Source organism: Anaerostipes hominis (ex Lee et al. 2021), assembly GCF_002270485.1.
GTDB lineage: Bacteria > Bacillota > Clostridia > Lachnospirales > Lachnospiraceae > Anaerostipes > Anaerostipes hominis.
Map to the genome: position 1 here is coordinate 18,994 of NZ_NQOG01000006.1, position 17,934 is coordinate 36,927.

The 17,934-nt window shown below is 47.2% G+C and carries 15 protein-coding genes; all 15 read left to right on the forward strand.

The window, feature by feature from the left end; translation table 11 throughout:
• The first annotated feature begins 154 nt into the window (after window positions 1-154).
• The 15 genes from CI597_RS07465 (at window position 155) to CI597_RS07535 (ending at window position 17,932) form a co-directional block, all read left to right on the forward strand.
• Window positions 155-556, forward strand: a complete 402-nt coding sequence (locus tag CI597_RS07465; protein ID WP_024727592.1) for a hypothetical protein — start codon at window positions 155-157, stop codon at window positions 554-556.
• A gap of 13 nt (window positions 557-569) precedes the next feature.
• On the forward strand, window positions 570-1,172 hold the full coding sequence (locus CI597_RS07470) for a SanA/YdcF family protein (RefSeq protein WP_024727591.1): 603 nt from the start codon (window positions 570-572) through the stop codon (window positions 1,170-1,172).
• Window positions 1,157-1,720 (forward strand): M48 family metallopeptidase, encoded by a 564-nt coding sequence (locus CI597_RS07475; RefSeq protein WP_024727590.1) that lies wholly within the window; start codon window positions 1,157-1,159, stop codon window positions 1,718-1,720. Before CI597_RS07470 ends, CI597_RS07475 begins: the two co-directional genes overlap by 16 nt.
• 13 nt (window positions 1,721-1,733) lie before the next feature.
• The gene (locus CI597_RS07480) at window positions 1,734-2,567 is read left to right on the forward strand and encodes a purine-nucleoside phosphorylase (RefSeq protein ID WP_024727589.1); all 834 of its coding nucleotides are present in this window, start codon (window positions 1,734-1,736) and stop codon (window positions 2,565-2,567) included.
• 38 nt (window positions 2,568-2,605) lie between these two features.
• Window positions 2,606-3,889: an amidohydrolase gene (locus CI597_RS07485; protein ID WP_024727588.1), complete on the forward strand. Its 1,284-nt coding sequence runs from the start codon at window positions 2,606-2,608 to the stop codon at window positions 3,887-3,889.
• Between the two features lie 16 nt (window positions 3,890-3,905).
• Entirely contained in the window at window positions 3,906-4,352 is a 447-nt protein-coding gene (gene dtd, locus CI597_RS07490; protein ID WP_024727587.1) for a D-aminoacyl-tRNA deacylase, read from the forward strand.
• A 97-nt stretch (window positions 4,353-4,449) separates the two neighbouring features.
• Window positions 4,450-5,148 carry a UMP kinase gene (gene pyrH / locus CI597_RS07495; protein WP_024727586.1) on the forward strand — a complete coding sequence of 233 codons (699 nt, stop codon included), beginning with the start codon at window positions 4,450-4,452 and terminating at the stop codon, window positions 5,146-5,148.
• Between the two features lie 11 nt (window positions 5,149-5,159).
• Window positions 5,160-5,705, forward strand: coding sequence for a ribosome recycling factor (frr, locus tag CI597_RS07500; RefSeq protein ID WP_024727585.1), 546 nt, complete (start codon window positions 5,160-5,162; stop codon window positions 5,703-5,705).
• 78 nt (window positions 5,706-5,783) lie between these two features.
• Window positions 5,784-6,482, forward strand: coding sequence for an isoprenyl transferase (locus CI597_RS07505; RefSeq protein ID WP_024727584.1), 699 nt, complete (start codon window positions 5,784-5,786; stop codon window positions 6,480-6,482).
• A gap of 4 nt (window positions 6,483-6,486) precedes the next feature.
• Window positions 6,487-7,302: a phosphatidate cytidylyltransferase gene (locus CI597_RS07510; RefSeq protein WP_024727583.1), complete on the forward strand. Its 816-nt coding sequence runs from the start codon at window positions 6,487-6,489 to the stop codon at window positions 7,300-7,302.
• On the forward strand, window positions 7,299-8,438 hold the full coding sequence (locus CI597_RS07515) for a 1-deoxy-D-xylulose-5-phosphate reductoisomerase (protein WP_024727582.1): 1,140 nt from the start codon (window positions 7,299-7,301) through the stop codon (window positions 8,436-8,438). The genes CI597_RS07510 and CI597_RS07515 overlap by 4 nt, the downstream gene beginning before the upstream one ends.
• Before the next feature lie 4 nt (window positions 8,439-8,442).
• Window positions 8,443-9,474: an RIP metalloprotease RseP gene (rseP, locus tag CI597_RS07520; protein ID WP_024727581.1), complete on the forward strand. Its 1,032-nt coding sequence runs from the start codon at window positions 8,443-8,445 to the stop codon at window positions 9,472-9,474.
• A 12-nt stretch (window positions 9,475-9,486) separates the two neighbouring features.
• On the forward strand, window positions 9,487-10,563 hold the full coding sequence (gene ispG, locus CI597_RS07525) for a flavodoxin-dependent (E)-4-hydroxy-3-methylbut-2-enyl-diphosphate synthase (RefSeq protein WP_024727580.1): 1,077 nt from the start codon (window positions 9,487-9,489) through the stop codon (window positions 10,561-10,563).
• The gene (locus CI597_RS07530; RefSeq protein ID WP_024727579.1) at window positions 10,550-14,977 is read left to right on the forward strand and encodes a PolC-type DNA polymerase III; all 4,428 of its coding nucleotides are present in this window, start codon (window positions 10,550-10,552) and stop codon (window positions 14,975-14,977) included. The genes ispG and CI597_RS07530 overlap by 14 nt, the downstream gene beginning before the upstream one ends.
• A 423-nt stretch (window positions 14,978-15,400) precedes the next feature.
• Window positions 15,401-17,932 (forward strand): heavy metal translocating P-type ATPase, encoded by a 2,532-nt coding sequence (locus CI597_RS07535; RefSeq protein ID WP_186992442.1) that lies wholly within the window; start codon window positions 15,401-15,403, stop codon window positions 17,930-17,932.
• Window positions 17,933-17,934 lie beyond the last annotated feature (2 nt).

The window sequence follows — 17,934 nt, forward strand, 5'->3', positions numbered from 1 at the left end:
AACTGAAAAAGATTCTACATAATTTCCAGCATGTTTTTATTATATAAATTCTTTGTTAGTAAAAATTGACACATTTCCATTCCTCTTTTATAATGGAGACGGCATAGAGAAGGAAAATAAAACAAAAATTTATATAAGAACAGGAGATAAGACAATGCAGATCAGTAAAAAAAATATGATCGCACTGATCTTCGGGACAGTTGCTGTGATCATTTGCATGGTCATTGTAGTAATGTTTTCCGGCGGATTTAAAAAGGATAAAGAAGACTCAGCAGTAACTGAGACATCCTCGGAAGAGACAACGTTGGAAGATACCGGATCTTCCGAAGATCATCAGACGCCGGAACGCGGCACAGAAAGCACCAGGTCCGGAAAACAGAGTACGACCGCAACCCACAGGAGTACGGCGACGCGCAGACAGAAGAGGACTACGGCCGAACGGCAGAAAACGACAACAGCCACACAACAAAAGACCGAGGCACCAAAACCTGCCACGACGGAACAGCCGGCCACAACGGAACAGCAGCAGGAACAAACTGAAGATAACGTTCAATAAGGAGTTATGAGAGATGAAAGGCAAAAAAAGACATATTTGGCTCTGGTTTCTTCCGGAAATCCTGGCCGCAGGTTTTTCTCTGTTTTCATATAGAAGGCTGCATGGAAAACAAAAGAGGGCAGTGCCGGATGTATTCTTCTGTGAGGCGCTCAAAAGGAGGGACGGCATTTTAGTTCCGGGCGCCCTCGTAAAAAACGGTGTCATAGGCGCACAGCTTAAGGACCGTCTGGACGGGGCGCTGAGGCTTTACCGGGCCGGTGTCTGCAGGTTTATTCTGATCTCAGGAACGAAAAAGGAAGTAAAGTTCATGCAAATGTACCTGCTTTTAAGAGGAATTCCAAAGGAAAATCTATATGAAGACCGAGAAGGATTCGATACATTCCGCACAATGAAGAATACAAGTTCCGCGTTTCGCGGAAAATCATTTTATGTGTGCACGCAGAAGCTGTACGTCCCAAGGACAGATTATCTGGCAGAAGCCGCAGGACTTAACGCCCATGCGGTTATCGCAGATACGATGATCTATCAAAGCAGACACAAAGACAGAGTACGGGAATATTTTGCCGCATCCAAGGCACTGCTGGAGGGAGTGGTTTATCAGTGGATCAGGCGTTAGACTATAGAGTGATTTACAGCAGCAGAAAAACTCTGGCCGTCACAGTGACTGCGGACGGACAGGTGATTATCAGAGCGCCCGAACGATTTCCAAAAAGTGAGATCCGCAGATTTATCGAAGATAAACAAGACTGGATCAGACACCACGTGAAGCTTTCAGAGGAGAGAAAAAGTAATCAGAAAAATATCCGTATGACGGCCGAAGAACGGGAAGCCTATATACAGGAGGCGAAAACTGTGATCACACGGCTCTGTCGGATATATGCAGGACAGATGGGAGTTGCTTACGGGAAAATAACGATCCGTGAACAGAAGACACGCTGGGGCAGCGCAAGCAGCAAAGGAAACTTAAATTTTAACTGGAAGCTGATACTGATGCCGCGAAAAGTTCTTGAATATGTGGTGGTACATGAACTTGCCCACTTAAAAGTCATGAACCATTCCCCGGCATTTTATCAGGCAGTCGCACAGTATATGCCGGATTATGAACAGCCGAAAACATGGCTGTCGAAACATGGTGCAGAATATAAAGTTCAGTTGATTTCATAAAGGAGGGACCGTAATGAATGCGGTTTATGAAAAATTACAGATATGCTATGAGAGCATGCAGGAAAAAACAGATTTTAAGCCGCTGATAGCCATTGTACTTGGATCAGGACTCGGCGATTTTGCAGAGGATATTCAGATCGAGACAACCGTAGACTATAAGGATCTGCCGGATTTTCCGGTGTCCACAGTGGAAGGCCATAAAGGAAGATTTATCTTTGGTTATGTAGAAAAGGTACCCGTGGTGATCATGCAGGGAAGAGTCCATTACTATGAAGGTTATGACATGACAGATGTGGTCCTGCCAATCCGTCTGATGAAAATGATGGGTGCCAAAGCCCTGATCCTTACCAATGCGGCAGGAGGCGTCAACGACGAATTTGACGCCGGTGATCTCATGATGATCACTGACCAGATTTCTACCTTCGTTCCTTCTCCGCTGATCGGACCGAACCTGGAAAAGCTGGGAGAACGTTTCTGTGATATGACAGGCATTTATAATGACAGATTCCAGGACATTTTTCGCAGAATCGCCAGGACACTTGAAATCGATTTGAAGGAAGGCGTCTATGTGCAGCTCAGCGGACCGAATTTTGAATCTCCACAGGAGATCAAAATGTGCAGAATACTGGGTGCAGATGCGGTCGGCATGAGTACGGCCTGCGAAGCCGTAGCCGCAAAGCATATGGGAATGAAGACCTGCGGTATTTCCTGCATCACCAATCCGGGCGCAGGCATCACAATGAAGCCGTTAAGCCATGCAGAAGTTCAGGAGACCGCAGATAAAGCCGCTCCTGTGTTTAAGGCATTGCTCAAAGAAGGGATCATAAAGATAGCGGAGCTGCTCTGAGAAAAGCAGTTCCGGCAATATATTCAAAGGAGAGTCTCATGATAAGGATCTATAATGCCAAAATTCTTACAATGGAAAACGGTATGCAGCCGTTTGACGGAGAAATCCAAATTGACGGGTCCCGGATTTCATATGTCGGTGAGAAAATCTCCGCTTTTTCCGGAGCAGACGGGCAGTTTGAAAGAGAGATTGACGCCCGGGGTGGTCTTTTAATGCCGGGTTTTAAAAATGCCCACACTCATTCTGGCATGACCTTTTTAAGGTCCCATGCAGATGACCTGCCGCTGCTTGAATGGCTGAACCGGCAGGTTTTTCCATGGGAGGCAAGGCTCACTCCCGACGATATCTATCATCTCTCCAAGCTTGCGGTTATGGAATATCTGACAAGCGGGATGACGGCCAATTTTGATATGTACTTAACACCTGATACGATCGCTCAGGCATCCGAAGACTGCGGATTCAGGACGGTGCTTTGCGGTGCCCTGAACGATTTTTCACAGTCTGTCGAACAGTTGGACGAATGGTATCAAAAATATAACAAAAAAGACAGTCTGATCAGCTTTCGGCTTGGCTTTCATGCAGAGTATACCACATCCGAGGAGAAACTTCGCGCTCTAAAAGAGCTGGCGGATCAGTATCATGCTCCGGTTTATACCCACAGTTCAGAGGGCCTCCCGGAAGTCATTTCCTGCAAAGAACGCACCGGGCTGACGCCGACGGCTTACATGGACCGACTGGGCCTGTTCGAGAATGGAGGCGGGTGTTTTCACTGTGTTCATATGGAACCAAAAGATCTCCGGATTTTGAAAAAACGGCGGGTGTCTGTGATTACAAATCCGGCATCTAATTTGAAGCTGGCAAGCGGCATTGCGCCGATAAAGCAGATGATGGATATGGGGATCAATCTGGCCATCGGGACCGACGGCCCAGCGAGCAACAACTGTCTGGACATGTTCCGTGAAATGTTTTTGGTCACAGGGCTCTCCAAGTACCGGGAAAACGACGCCTCGGCCACAGATGCGGACGCTGTGCTCAAAATGGCTGCGTTGGGCGGCGCAGCGGCAATGGGACTCTCTGACTGTGATATTCTCGCAGAAGGGAAGCAGGCAGACCTGATCCTGATCGACCTGAATCAGCCAAACATGCGGCCGCTCCATAATCTGACAAAGAATTTAGTTTACAGCGGAAGCAAACAAAATGTCCGGTTCACTATGGTTGCGGGGAAGATCCTCTATGAGGATGGAGAATTCTTTATCGGAGAAGAACCTGATTACGTTTACAGGAAAGCGGAAGAGATCACGGGAAGAATTTTTGGATATTAAAAGAAAGAGAGAGCATATGAAATTTGTAATTCAAAGAGTCAGCCATGCCGAGGTGGATGCGGACCACAAAACGGTCGGGAGCATTGACCGGGGATTTTTAGTACTGATCGGTGTCGGTCAGAACGACACGAGAGAGACAGCGGATAAACTGATTAAAAAAATGGCAGGGTTAAGAATATTTGACGATGAAAATGGGAAGACGAATCTTGCACTGAAGGATGTGGACGGCAGTCTCCTGCTCGTCTCCCAGTTTACCCTCTATGCAGACTGCAGAAAGGGCAACCGGCCTTCTTTCATCAATGCAGGAAAACCGGACCTGGCAGAAGAATTGTATGAATATATCATATCAGAGTGCAGAAAAAAAGTTCCGAAAGTCGAGACCGGAATCTTCGGTGCGGAGATGGAAGTGAGGCTTACAAACGACGGACCGTTCACGATCATACTGGACAGTGAGGACAGCTGAATTTCAGTTGTCCTTTGGTATGGTTTATGCTATAATTCATCAGAGAGAAACAGAAAAATACGATAGATGAGGTAAGTTCATGAAAGATATAAAGGATATGAAAAGGATTCTTTTGAAGCTGAGCGGCGAAGCACTCGCGGGAGATAAAAAGACTGGTTTTGACGAAGCCACCTGTATGGATGTGGCAAGACAGGTCAAGGTTTTAGCCGACCGGGGACTCCAGATCTCCATTGTCATCGGAGGCGGTAATTTCTGGAGAGGACGCACAAGCGAGAATATGGAACGGACGAAAGCAGACCAGATCGGCATGCTGGCTACGGTAATGAACTGTATTTATGTTGCGGACGCTTTCCGCACCGCAGGGCTTGAGACCGAAGTATTCACCCCATTTGTGTGCGGCTCGTTTACAGAACTGTTTTCCAAAGACAAGGCGGTAAAAGCCATGGAAGACGGAAAGATCGCTTTTTTTGCAGGCGGAACCGGACATCCGTATTTTTCTACCGATACGGCAACAGCTCTTCGCGCTGTGGAGATCGAGGCAGATGCTATTCTGCTCGCCAAGTCTATTGACGGTGTTTACGACAGCGATCCCGCGGTCAACCCCGATGCAAAGAAATACGATACTATCAGTTTAGATGATGTATTGGATCAAAAGCTTGCAGTCGTGGATTTGACAGCTACGATCATGTGTCTGGAAAACAAGATGCCCCTTGCAGTGTTCGGGCTTAATGAGCCGGACAGCATAGCCGATTTATTAAAAGGAAAATTCAATGGTACATATGTTACCGTAAAATAGGAGGAAGAAAAATGTTAAAGAAATTTGAAGATAAGATGCAGAAATCTTATGAGAACATGACATCAGAATTTATGGCGATACGTGCAGGACGCGCCAATCCTCACGTTCTGGACAAAGTTACCGTAGACTATTACGGAGTGCCTACTCCGATCCAGCAGGTGGGAAATGTCTCTGTTCCCGAAGCCCGCACGATCCTGATCCAGCCGTGGGAGCCGAATCTGCTAGGAGAGATCGAGAAAGCGATCATGATGTCTGACATCGGAATCACTCCCAACAATGACGGAACTGCGATCCGCTTGAATTTCCCGGAACTCACGGAAGAACGCAGAAAGGATCTGGCAAAGGATATCAAAAAAAGAGGAGAGACAACAAAAGTTGCAGTCCGGAATATCCGCCGGGATGCCAACGATGAACTGAAAAAGATGAACAAAGCCAATGAGCTGAACGACGACCAGTTAAAAGACCAGGAATCTGAAGTTCAAAAGCTTACGGATGCATATATCAAAAAAATTGATGATGCGGTGGAGGCAAAGTCAAAAGAGATCATGACAGTATAACAATAAAGAAAAGCTGCAGGGCTGGTTTGAGTCAGCCCTGTTTTTTCGATGATTTGACGGAGGTGTTCTATGGAGTCAATGAGAGTGCCGGAGCATGTTGCGATAATCTTGGACGGCAACGGCAGATGGGCAAAAAAAAGATTCCTTCCCAGGAATATGGGGCATGCACAGGGCAGCAAGACGGTGGAGAGAATCATTGAGGATGCATTTGACATGGGCATCAAATACCTGACGGTATACGCATTTTCAACCGAAAACTGGAGACGTCCGAAGGATGAAGTGGATGCCTTGATGAAGCTTTTAAGGGACTACTTAAAGACATGCATCAAACGGGCAAATAAAAATAATATGCGAGTCCGCGTCATCGGAGATGTGACCGGGCTTTCAGAGGATCTCAGGGAAAAGATCGAACAGCTTGAAGAAGCATCCAAGGGCAACACAGGAATCAATTTTACTATCGCCCTGAATTACGGCAGCCGCGATGAAATGATCCGCGCCATGAAAAAAATGGCCGGTGATCTGCTGGCAGGCACTCTGAAAAAAGAGGAGATCACAGAAGATCTGTTTGCAGGATATCTGGATACAAAGGGACTTCCCGAGCCTGACCTGATGATCCGCACAAGCGGAGAACAGCGGCTGTCGAATTTCATGCTCTGGCAGCTGGCCTACACAGAATTTTATTTTACCGATGTGCTCTGGCCGGATTTCAACAAAAAAGAATTGAAAAAAGCTGTGGAGTACTATAACGGAAGAGAACGGAGATTTGGAGGAATATAGACTTATGTTTAAACAGAGACTTATCAGCGGGATTGCTTTAGTGGCAGTTACCGTCCTTGGCCTTTACCTGGGCGGTATCGTAACTTTACTCTTAACGGCGATCGTTGCCCTGATCGGATACAATGAAATACTGAAGATTTTCAAAATAGAGAAATCATCTCTGGCGGTCCTTGGATACACAGGAACGATTCTTTACTATGCCGCATTGTTTTTTGACCTGGGTCAGTGGTCCACATCGATCATTATTTTGTTTATGATCTTCCTGCTCGGATGTTATGTGATCCGCTTTCCAAAGTATCACATGAACCAGGTGATGGCTTGTTTTTTTGGATTTGTCTATGTGAGCGTCATGATTTCCTATATTTATCGGCTGAGGATCGCTCAGAACGGAGGCGAATTTATCGTGCTCCTGTTCCTGGCCGCATGGGGCAATGATACACTGGCTTACTGCACCGGCATGTTGATTGGAAAGCACAAGATGACCCCGAAACTGAGTCCGAAAAAGAGCATAGAAGGCCTGATCGGCGGTATTATTGGGGCGGTGATCTTAGGAGCAGCATATGGTATCTATTTAAAGACAAGGATACGGTTTAATTTTAATCCAATGATGATGTTCGGGATTATCTGTGGAATCGGTGCGGCTATATCCGTGATCGGTGACCTGGCTGCTTCAGCGATCAAAAGAGATTCCAGGATTAAGGATTTCGGTACTCTGATCCCGGGACACGGCGGTATTCTAGACCGGTTTGACAGCATTATATTGATCGCTCCGGTTATTTATTATCTTACAATGATGATCTCAGGAGGCGCGATGCAGTGAAGTATATTTCCATCATTGGCTCTACCGGTTCGATCGGAACCCAGACGCTGGAGCTTGTACGTGCAAATGAAGACCTTGCAGTGACGACTCTGGCAGCCGGAAGCAATGTGGATCTTTTAGAACGGCAGATACGGGAATTTCATCCGCATACAGCAGTTCTCTATGACAAACAAAGAGCAGAGGAACTGCGGCTGCGTGTAAAGGATCTTGAAGTGAAGGTGCTTTCCGGACCGGAAGGCCTCATCGAGGCGGCTTCTGAGCCATCCTGTTCGCTGGTCGTCACTGCAGTCGTCGGGATGATCGGCATAAAGCCGACGATGGCTGCCATAAGGGCAAAGAAAGATATCGCTCTCGCAAATAAGGAGACGCTGGTGACCGCAGGCCATCTGATCATGCCCATGGCAAAAGAATACGGAGTTTCGATTTATCCGGTGGACAGCGAACACTCCGCAATTTTTCAGTGCCTTCAGGGAGAGGCTGAAAGAGATGTGGATTCCCTGATCATCACGGCATCCGGCGGACCATTTCGTACCAGGACAAAAGAAGAACTCAAAACGGTCACATTAAAAGATGCTTTAAATCATCCAAACTGGTCTATGGGCAAAAAGATCACCATAGATTCCGCAACGCTGGTCAATAAGGGGCTGGAAGTGATCGAGGCACGCTGGCTCTTTGACATGGATTTTGACCGGATCAAGGTGGTCGTACAGCCTCAGAGCATCATTCATTCTATGGTGCAGTTCAAGGACGGCGGGGTAAAGGCCCAGCTGGGAACCCCGGATATGAAGCTTCCGATCCAATACGCCCTCTACTATCCGGAGCGCAGATTTCTTCCGGGTGATCGTTTAGATTTTGCTGCATTGGGAAGTATCTCTTTTGAAGAGCCGCCTGTTGATGTTCTAAAAGGTCTTTCATATGCATATGATGCAGGAAGGACCGGCGGATCCATGCCGGCCGTGCTGAACGCAGCCAACGAAAAAGCAGTGGCTCTGTTTTTGCAGGAGAAAATATCTTTTACAGAGATTTATGATCTGATTGAAGATGCAATGAATGCACATCATGTGATAGAGAATCCATCTCTTACGGAGGTACTGGAAACAGAACAGTGGGTATATGAATTCATAGAAAGCAGGTAATTACTTGAACATTATTATTGCAATCTTAATCTTTGGCATTATTATCATCGTACATGAATTGGGACATTTTTCAGTCGCCAAAAAGAACGGCATCCGTGTGGACGAATTCTGTATAGGGCTTGGTCCGACTCTGTTCGGAAAACAGGTGGGAGAAACTTATTATTCTGTAAAACTCCTTCCTTTCGGCGGAGCCTGTATGATGGGTGAAGACGAAGACCGGCCGGAGGCGGACGCTTTTGGAAATAAATCTGTCTGGGCCAGAATGGCAGTCATTTTTGCCGGACCGTTTTTCAATTTTATTTTTGCCCTGATCCTTGCCTTTATTATGATCGGTATATCAGGAGCTGACCTGCCCGATATCGCCAGAGTGGAGACAAAGTCTCCTGCTCAGGAAGCAGGATTGAAAGCCGGGGACCAGGTCTTGAAGATTGATGGAAAAAAGATCTACAATAACCGCGAACTGTCTTATTATTTCCTTCTGGACTATAAAGGCGGAGAAGTGCCTATCGTGATAAAGCGGGACGGAATAGAGAAAAACCTCTCTGTGACCCCGAAGTTTAACAAGGAAGCCAAAAGATATATGATCGGCATAGGCTGGGAACCATATCAAAAATTAAATCCCCTCAGGACCATAGAATATGGATTTCATGAGGTAGGATTTCAAATTCGTGTGACGGTAAAGAGTGTCGTGAAACTGGCTACGGGACAGCTGACGCTGAATGATCTGTCAGGGCCTGTGGGCATTGTAAAACAGGTAGGGGATACGTATAACCAGGCAGCCACTTACGGTTTCACAGTCCTTCTTTCCACGATGCTGAGTATTGCGGTCCTGATCAGCGCAAACCTAGGAGTCATGAATCTTCTGCCGCTTCCCGCACTGGACGGAGGCAGACTTTGCTTTCTCATCGTGGAAGCGGTCAGAAGAAAGCCTGTTTCCAAAAATGTGGAAGCCACCGTCCATACGGTCGGTCTGTTTTTGCTGCTGGGGCTTATGATCTTTGTCATGTTCCAGGATATCTATAAGATTATGTTGTAAAGGAGTCTTAGTATGGTTACAAGAAATAATACAAAAGTCATCCGGATCGGAGATAAAAAGATCGGCGGGGGCAACCCTGTGCTGATCCAGTCCATGACCAATACGAAGACAGAAGACGTGGAGTCTACCGTATCACAGATATTAAGCCTTGAGAAAGCCGGATGCGACATCGTAAGATGTACGGTCCCGACTCCCGAAGCGGCGGACGCCCTGGGCGAGATCAAAAAAAGGATACACATTCCGCTGGTGGCAGATATACATTTCAACTATAAGCTCGCCATCGCGGCTATGGAGAACGGCGCGGATAAAATCCGCATCAATCCGGGCAATATCGGAGGAGAGGACCGTATCCGGGCAGTCATTGAAAATGCCAAAGAGTACGGCGTTCCGATCCGGGTAGGCGTCAACAGCGGTTCACTGGAAAAAGAGCTGGTGGAAAAGTATCACGGAGTGACGGCCGAGGGACTGGTGGAGAGTGCCGTTGACAAAGTCCGCATGATCGAGGCATTTGACTATGACAATCTGGCAGTCAGCATCAAATCCTCCGATGTTCTTATGTGTGCCAGAGCATATGAACTGGTAGCAAAGCAGATCGACTATCCGCTCCATGTCGGCATTACAGAGTCAGGAACCGTGTACAGCGGGAATATCAAGTCCGCAGTCGGACTTGGCATTATCCTTCATCAGGGGCTCGGAGACACGATTCGCGTCTCACTGACCGGAGATCCTGTTAATGAAATCGCAAGTGCCAAACTGATTTTAAAGACTTTGGGGCTCAGAAGCGGCGGGATCGAAGTGGTTTCCTGTCCTACATGCGGAAGGACCAACATTGATCTGATCAGTCTTGCCGGACAGGTAGAGACGATGGCCGCAGATTTCGAACATTTGAATATCAAGGTTGCCGTCATGGGCTGTGTCGTCAACGGCCCCGGTGAGGCAAAGGAAGCGGATATCGGGATCGCAGGCGGAATCGGTGAAGGCCTTCTGATGAAAAAAGGACAGGTCATACGGAAAGTTCCGGAGGAGGATCTTTTAAGTACTCTGCGTTATGAATTAGAACATTGGGGTGAATCAGATGCAGGCTGCTAAAGAGCATACAAAAGAATTTTTTCAGGTGTTTCCTGACCTGAAAGTGTCTAGAGATGTAGAAGAACTGTTCCGGACTGTGTGTATCCGCCAGGTCGTATTCAAGAAATCAAAAAATACACTTTTCATTTCTTTTACAAGCGACCATCTGATCCCAAGGATCGACACCTGGCGGATGGAACAGCAGATCAGAGAGCAGCTGTTTTCAAAACGTTATGTCAAAATACGTTTTCAGGAGTTTTTCCGTCTTTCTGCTCAGTATGATCTGGACTATTTATTTGAACACTATATGAAAAGCTTCCTCTTTGAGTTAAAAGGCAAAGGGGAGGTTATTTTTAATGTGGTCAGAAAAGGAGACTATGCCATTGACGGAGATGTCGTTACCTTTATCTTTGAAAATACTTTTGTCAACAAGAGCAAGTCAGAAGAGATCAAAGAGTATTTCGAGACAACGCTTAAAGACAAATTTGGTATGGAGATCAAGGTAGGCTTTGATTTTTCTAAGACGACAGACCGGTCTCTGAAAAAAGAAAGCCAGTATAAACTTCAAAAAGAGATTGAGGGAATTGTCGAACAGGCCGATCTTCTCTGTAAAGAACAGGCAGAAGAGAAAAAGGCGAGAAAAAAGAAAAAAGAATCCAATTTTTCCTACGATTTCAAGTTTAAAAGAAAGCCTAAATTCAAAGACGATCCGACCCTTCTTTACGGCCGCAACTGTGAAGGGGAGCTCATTGAGATCAAGGATATTTTCGATGAGATCGGCGAAGTCGTGATCCACGGACAGGTTACAAGCCTTGATACGAGAGAAATTCGAAACGAAAAAACGATCATCATTTTTCATATCACTGACTTTACGGATACAATCTCCTGTAAAATATTTGTCAGAAATGAACAGCTCCCGGAGGTTCTCAGCGATCTGAAAAAAGGAGGCTTCTACCGGATTAAGGCGGTCGCCATGTATGATAAATTTGATCATGAGATATCTCTTGGTTCTGTCGTGGGCATCAAAGCAGTCTCTGATTTCAGGGAGAAACGCCAGGACACGTCCATGGATAAAAGGGTGGAACTCCATTTACATACGGTTATGAGCGACAACGACAGTGTTGTTCAGATCAATGACATCGTAAAACGCGCCTACGAGTGGGGACATCCTGCCGTTGCCATCACGGATCACGGCGTGCTTCAGGCCTTTCCGATTGCAAGGCACGCCTATGAGGATTTAAGGCTTCCAAAAGACGATCCGTTTAAGATCATCTATGGGGTGGAGGCTTACTTTGTGGATGACCTGGGAGATTTGGCAATCCGCTCCAGAGGCCAGTCCCTCCGGGGAGACTTTGTGGTATTCGACATTGAGACCACAGGGTTCAACAGCCATACAGACCGCATCATAGAAATCGGGGCCGTAAAGGTCATAGACGGTGAGATCACGGAAACCTTCAGTGAATTCATCAATCCGCAGATCCCGATTCCATTTAAGATCACACAGCTTACTACGATTACAGATGAGATGGTCATGGACGCAGATACGATCGAGGCCGTTCTGCCAAGATTTCTTGAGTTCTGCGGGGATTCTGTCTTAGTGGCCCACAATGCCGGGTTCGACACCGGATTTATCCATGAAAATACGAAACGCCTGGGGCTTGATTTTCATCCTACCATTGTGGATACGCTCGGTCTCTCAAGGAGCCTGATGACCCACCTGGCAAAATTTACACTGGATAATCTGTGCAAAAATTTAAACATCAAACTGGAGACTCACCACCGGGCAGTGGATGACGCCACAGCTACGGGGAAAATCTTCATAAAATTTGTTCAGATTCTGGAGGAAAAAGAAATCTTTGACCTGGATCAGGTAAACGAGTTTGTCGCAGGCTCCGAAGACTTCATTAAAAAAGGCCGCACCTATCACGGTATCATTCTCGTCAAAAACAACACCGGAAGAGTCAACTTAAACCGTCTGGTGTCGGAATCCCACGTCCGGTACTTTAACCGGCGCCCGAGAATGCCCAAATCCCTGATCAATAAGTACCGGGAAGGACTGATCATCGGATCTGCATGTGAAGCCGGCGAACTGTACAGCGCCATCGTGGACCAGCGGTCTGAGGAAGAGATCGCAAAGATTGTTGAATTTTATGATTACCTGGAAATTCAGCCGGAGGGCAATAACCAGTTTATGATCGAATCCGCGCGCCATGAGAATGTCAATTCTTTTGAAGATATCAGAAATTTTAACCGGAAGATCGTGGAACTGGGTGAAACCTTCCACAAACCTGTGGCCGCTACCTGCGATGTGCATTTTTTAGATCCGGATGACTCCATTTACCGGGCGATTCTGATGGCCGGAAAGGGATTTAAAGATGCGGACAGCCAGCCGCCTCTCTACTTCCGGACGACGGAGGAAATGCTCCATGAATTTGAATATCTGGGAAGCGATAAAGCCAGAGAAGTTGTCATAACAAATCCAAATATGATCAATGACCAGATTGAAAATATTTCCCCGATTCATCCGGATAAATGCCCGCCGGTCATCGAGAACTCGGACCGGGATCTTCGGGATATTTGTTACAAGAAAGCACACGATATCTACGGTCCGAATCTGCCGGACATCGTAACCACCAGACTTGACAAAGAGCTGAATTCCATCATCGGAAACGGCTATGCGGTTATGTATATCATCGCACAGAAGCTGGTATGGGATTCCCTGGACCACGGTTATCTGGTAGGATCAAGGGGGTCTGTGGGGTCGTCTTTTGCGGCGACCATGTCCGGGATCACGGAAGTAAATCCTCTGCCCGCCCACTACATCTGTCCTGAGTGTTATTATGTGGATTTTGACTCTCCTGAAGTAAAAAAATATGCCAGGATGGGTATGTCCGGATGTGATATGCCGGATGCGGTGTGTCCGAAATGCGGTGCAAAAATGAACAAAGAAGGCCACGATATCCCGTTCGAGACATTCCTCGGATTTAAGGGGGACAAGGAACCTGATATTGACCTTAATTTTTCAGGAGAATATCAAAGTAAGGCCCACGCATATGTGGAAGTGATCTTTGGCAAAGGAAAGGCCTACCGTGCAGGTACGATCGGTACACTGGCGGAGAAGACTGCCTATGGATATGTTCTAAAATATCTGGAGGAGAGAGAAATATCTAAAAGAAAATGTGAGATCGAACGGCTGGCGAAAGGGTGCACCGGAGTTAAGAGAACGACCGGCCAGCACCCAGGAGGCATCATCGTTGTGCCTCATGACAAAGAGATCTACGACTTTACTGCCGTCCAGCGGCCGGCCAATGACGTAAGATCACCGATCATCACAACCCATTATGAGTACCATTCTATCGATTCCAACCTGTTAAAGCTGGATATCCTGGGACACGATGATCCCTCCATGATCCGCAGGCTGGAAGATCTGACCGGCGTCAACGCTCAGAATATACCTCTGGACGATGAATCCGTCATGTCTTTGTTTCACGGAACAGAGGTTCTGGGAATTACTCCGGAACAGATCGGAGGCACGAAGCTTGGGTCTCTCGGGATACCGGAATTCGGAACCGATTTCGTTATTCAGATGCTTCTGGACACAAATCCTCAGAGTTTTTCCGATTTGGTCCGCATTTCAGGCCTGTCCCACGGTACGGACGTCTGGCTCGGCAATGCCCAGAAACTGATCGAGGAGGGGGATGCCACGATTTCGACTTCCATCTGTACGAGAGATGATATTATGGTCTATCTGATCAATCAGGGTCTGGATGAGGCCTTGTCCTTTACGATCATGGAGAGCGTCCGGAAGGGAAAAGGGCTGAAACCGGAACAGGAAGAGGCAATGAGGGAAAAAGATGTGCCGGAATGGTATATCTGGTCCTGTAAACAGATTAAATACATGTTCCCGAAAGCACATGCAGTAGCCTATGTCATGATGGCATGGAGGATCGCCTGGTTTAAGGTTTTTCACCCCCTTGCCTACTATGCCGCCTATTTCAGTATCCGCGCCAAGTCATTTTCCTATGAAGACATGTGCATGGGAAAAGAAAAACTGAACAACCGGATGAGGGAGATACAAAACACGCCGAAGTTTGAGGTGAAAAATGCAGACCTGGATCTTCTGCGGGAAATGAAGATTGCAGACGAGATGTATGCCCGTGGATTTGAGTTCATGCCCCTTGATATCTACCGGGCAAAGGCAAAGGATTTTCAGATCATCGACGGAAAGATCATGCCTCCTTACTCCGCGATCGACGGCATGGGAGATAAAGCTGCCAAGGAAGCCGCAGAGGCGTCCAAGGGAGAACCTTTTACTTCCATGGAAAATTTCCGTGACCGGACAAAGGCGCCTAAATCTGTCGTAGATAAGATGAAAGAATTGGGGTTGATGGGAGATCTGGAAGAAAGCGACCAGCTCAGTTTCAATTTCTTTTGATACCCCGAAATAATAGAACCGCTCATATAATAATTTCATGTCTGCCAGAAGGCATCGGCAGACTGCGGGGAGTTTTTGTTTTAACAACGCCGTAAAAAAATCCGGGACATTAGATGTGATCCTCAATGCTATGACCGGATGAAATATGCACTATTCGGAAGGTACCGCCTTTCTGAAAAAGAAATCATAAAGGAATTAAATCGCTGGTCAGGAAGACAGTTTGACCCCTTTTAACAAAAAAATTCATCGAATGGATGGAAGGCAGAAAAAAGCAGAAATAAGCTGCTTTTTCTGCCTTTCTCTGTCTGCGGCGATATTATAAGCGGATTGGGAAATACTATTTGAGAAATGTTATCGTTGACAGAAATTAAGGTGAGACATATAATAGACCCATACCCCCTGGGGGTGGTAAGGAGGCGTATTATGAAACAAAAATTTGATGTGACAGGCATGACATGCAGCGCATGCAGTGCCCATGTAGATAAAAGTGTCCGAAAATTAGATGGTGTCGCTGAAGTTAATGTAAATCTGCTCCAAAACACCATGACCGTGGAGTATGATGAGTCAGAAGTAAACGATGATCAGATTATCCGAGCTGTCATCGATGGAGGCTACGGTGCCTTTGTCCATGATAAGCAAGAGGAAGCAGGCAGGAACCGGGATATTGGCGTAGACGATGAGATCACCGGCATGAAGAGAAGACTTTGGGTATCTATCCTGTTTATGATACCGCTCATGTACATTTCCATGGGACATATGGTGAATCTTCCGCTTCCATTTTTTCTGAGCGGAACCCACAATGCGGTTTCTTTCGGGCTGACCCAGATGCTGCTGGTTCTCCCGGTCATGTACATTAACCGGAAGTTTTATCAGGTGGGATTTAAGACCTTATTTAAGGGCTCTCCGAATATGGATTCCCTGATCGCCATCGGGTCCGGCGCCGCCTTTGTCTATGGAGTATTTGCCATTTACCGCATGGGATACGGCCTCGGTGTGCAGAATCTTCAGCTGGTACATCAGTACCACATGGATTTATATTTTGAATCTGCATCGATGATCCTGACACTGATCACGGTCGGAAAATATCTGGAGGCCAGGTCCAAAGGGAAGACTTCTGAGGCTATCAGCAAACTCTTAGATCTGGCTCCGAAGACCGCCACCGTAGAACGGGGCGGGGAAGAGATTGAGATCCCTGTGGAGGAGCTGAATGAGGGAGATACGGTGATAGTGCGCCCCGGAGCCAGCATTCCGGTTGACGGAGTCATCCTTGAAGGCATGACTTCCGTGGATGAGAGCGCTCTGACCGGGGAAAGCATCCCTGTGGAGAAATCCTCCGGAGATAAAGTCATCAGCGCATCCATTAATAAAGGGGGATTTATTAAATTCAGGGCTACAAAGGTAGGGGATGATACGACGCTTGCCCAGATCATACAGCTGGTGGAAGATGCATCCGGTTCCAAAGCCCCGATCGCAAAGCTTGCAGATAAAATTGCCGGCATTTTCGTTCCCGTTGTTATTGTCATTGCCCTGGCTTCCGGGATAGTATGGCTCCTTTCCGGGCAGACATTTGAGTTCGCACTGTCCACGGCTATTGCCGTCCTGGTCATTTCCTGCCCGTGTGCACTTGGTCTTGCCACACCGACGGCAATCATGGTCGGAACTGGAAAAGGCGCGGAAAACGGCATCCTGATCAAGTCTGCGGAGAGTCTTGAGACGGCACATGAGATAAAAACCGTCGTTTTGGACAAGACCGGAACTGTCACGGAAGGACGGCCACAGGTGACGGACATCGTAACCTCCGGCGGCATTGAAGAAAAAGAACTGGTCAAGCTTGCCGCCAGTATGGAGAAACCTTCGGAGCATCCTCTGGCGGATGCCATTGTCTTCTATGGCGAAGAGATCAATGCCGGCTTCTGTGAGGTATCCGGATTTGAGTCTGTGCCAGGAGAAGGGATCGAGGGTTCCATAGAAGGTGATAGGGTATATGCCGGCAACCTCAAAATGATGGAACGGATTGGAGTTTCTCTTGGAGACCTGGAAGAAAAAAGTACTGTTTTTGCCTCACAGGGCAAGACACCTCTTTTCTTTGCAAAAGAGGGCAGACTGCTTGGGCTGATCTCTGTAGCCGATGTGGTAAAACCGACCAGCAGACAGGCCATTCAGGAATTTGAGAAGATGGACATCGAAGTGGTCATGCTGACCGGAGATAACAAAAAAACAGCAGCGGCAATCCAAAAACAGCTGGGCATCAGACGGGTGATCGCAGAAGTGCTTCCACAGGACAAAGAGGCCAAGATCCGGGAAATTCAGGAGGAAGGCAAGAAAGTGGCCATGATCGGGGACGGCATCAATGATGCTCCGGCCCTTGCCAGAGCCGATGTGGGAATTGCCATAGGAGCCGGCACCGATATTGCCATCGAATCCGCAGATATCGTCCTGATGAAGAGTGATCTGCTGGACGGAGTGGCGGCAGTCCAGCTCAGCAAAGCGGTGATCAAAAACATCAAAGAAAATCTCTTCTGGGCCTTTTTCTATAATGTGATCGGAATTCCCCTGGCCGCCGGGTGTCTGTATCCGTTTTTCGGATTAAAGCTTAATCCTATGTTCGGTGCCGCAGCCATGAGTTTAAGTTCTGTATTTGTCGTGAGCAATGCCCTGCGCCTGAAGTTTTTCCGGCCAGACTTTATAAGAAACAAAGAAACGCCGGTAAGAGTAAATGAGCCGGTCCAAAGAGAGGAGGAAACAAACATGAAAAAGACGATCTCGATTGAAGGAATGATGTGTAAGCACTGTGTAAAACACGTGACAGATGCACTCAATAAGCTGGACGGGGTGGCCGCAGAGGTCAGCCTTTCAAATAAAAGCGCCGTTGTGAACTTAGAAAAAGAGGTCAGCGACGAATCACTGAAACAGGCAGTAGAAGATGCAGGCTATCAAGTGACCGGTATTCAGTAAGG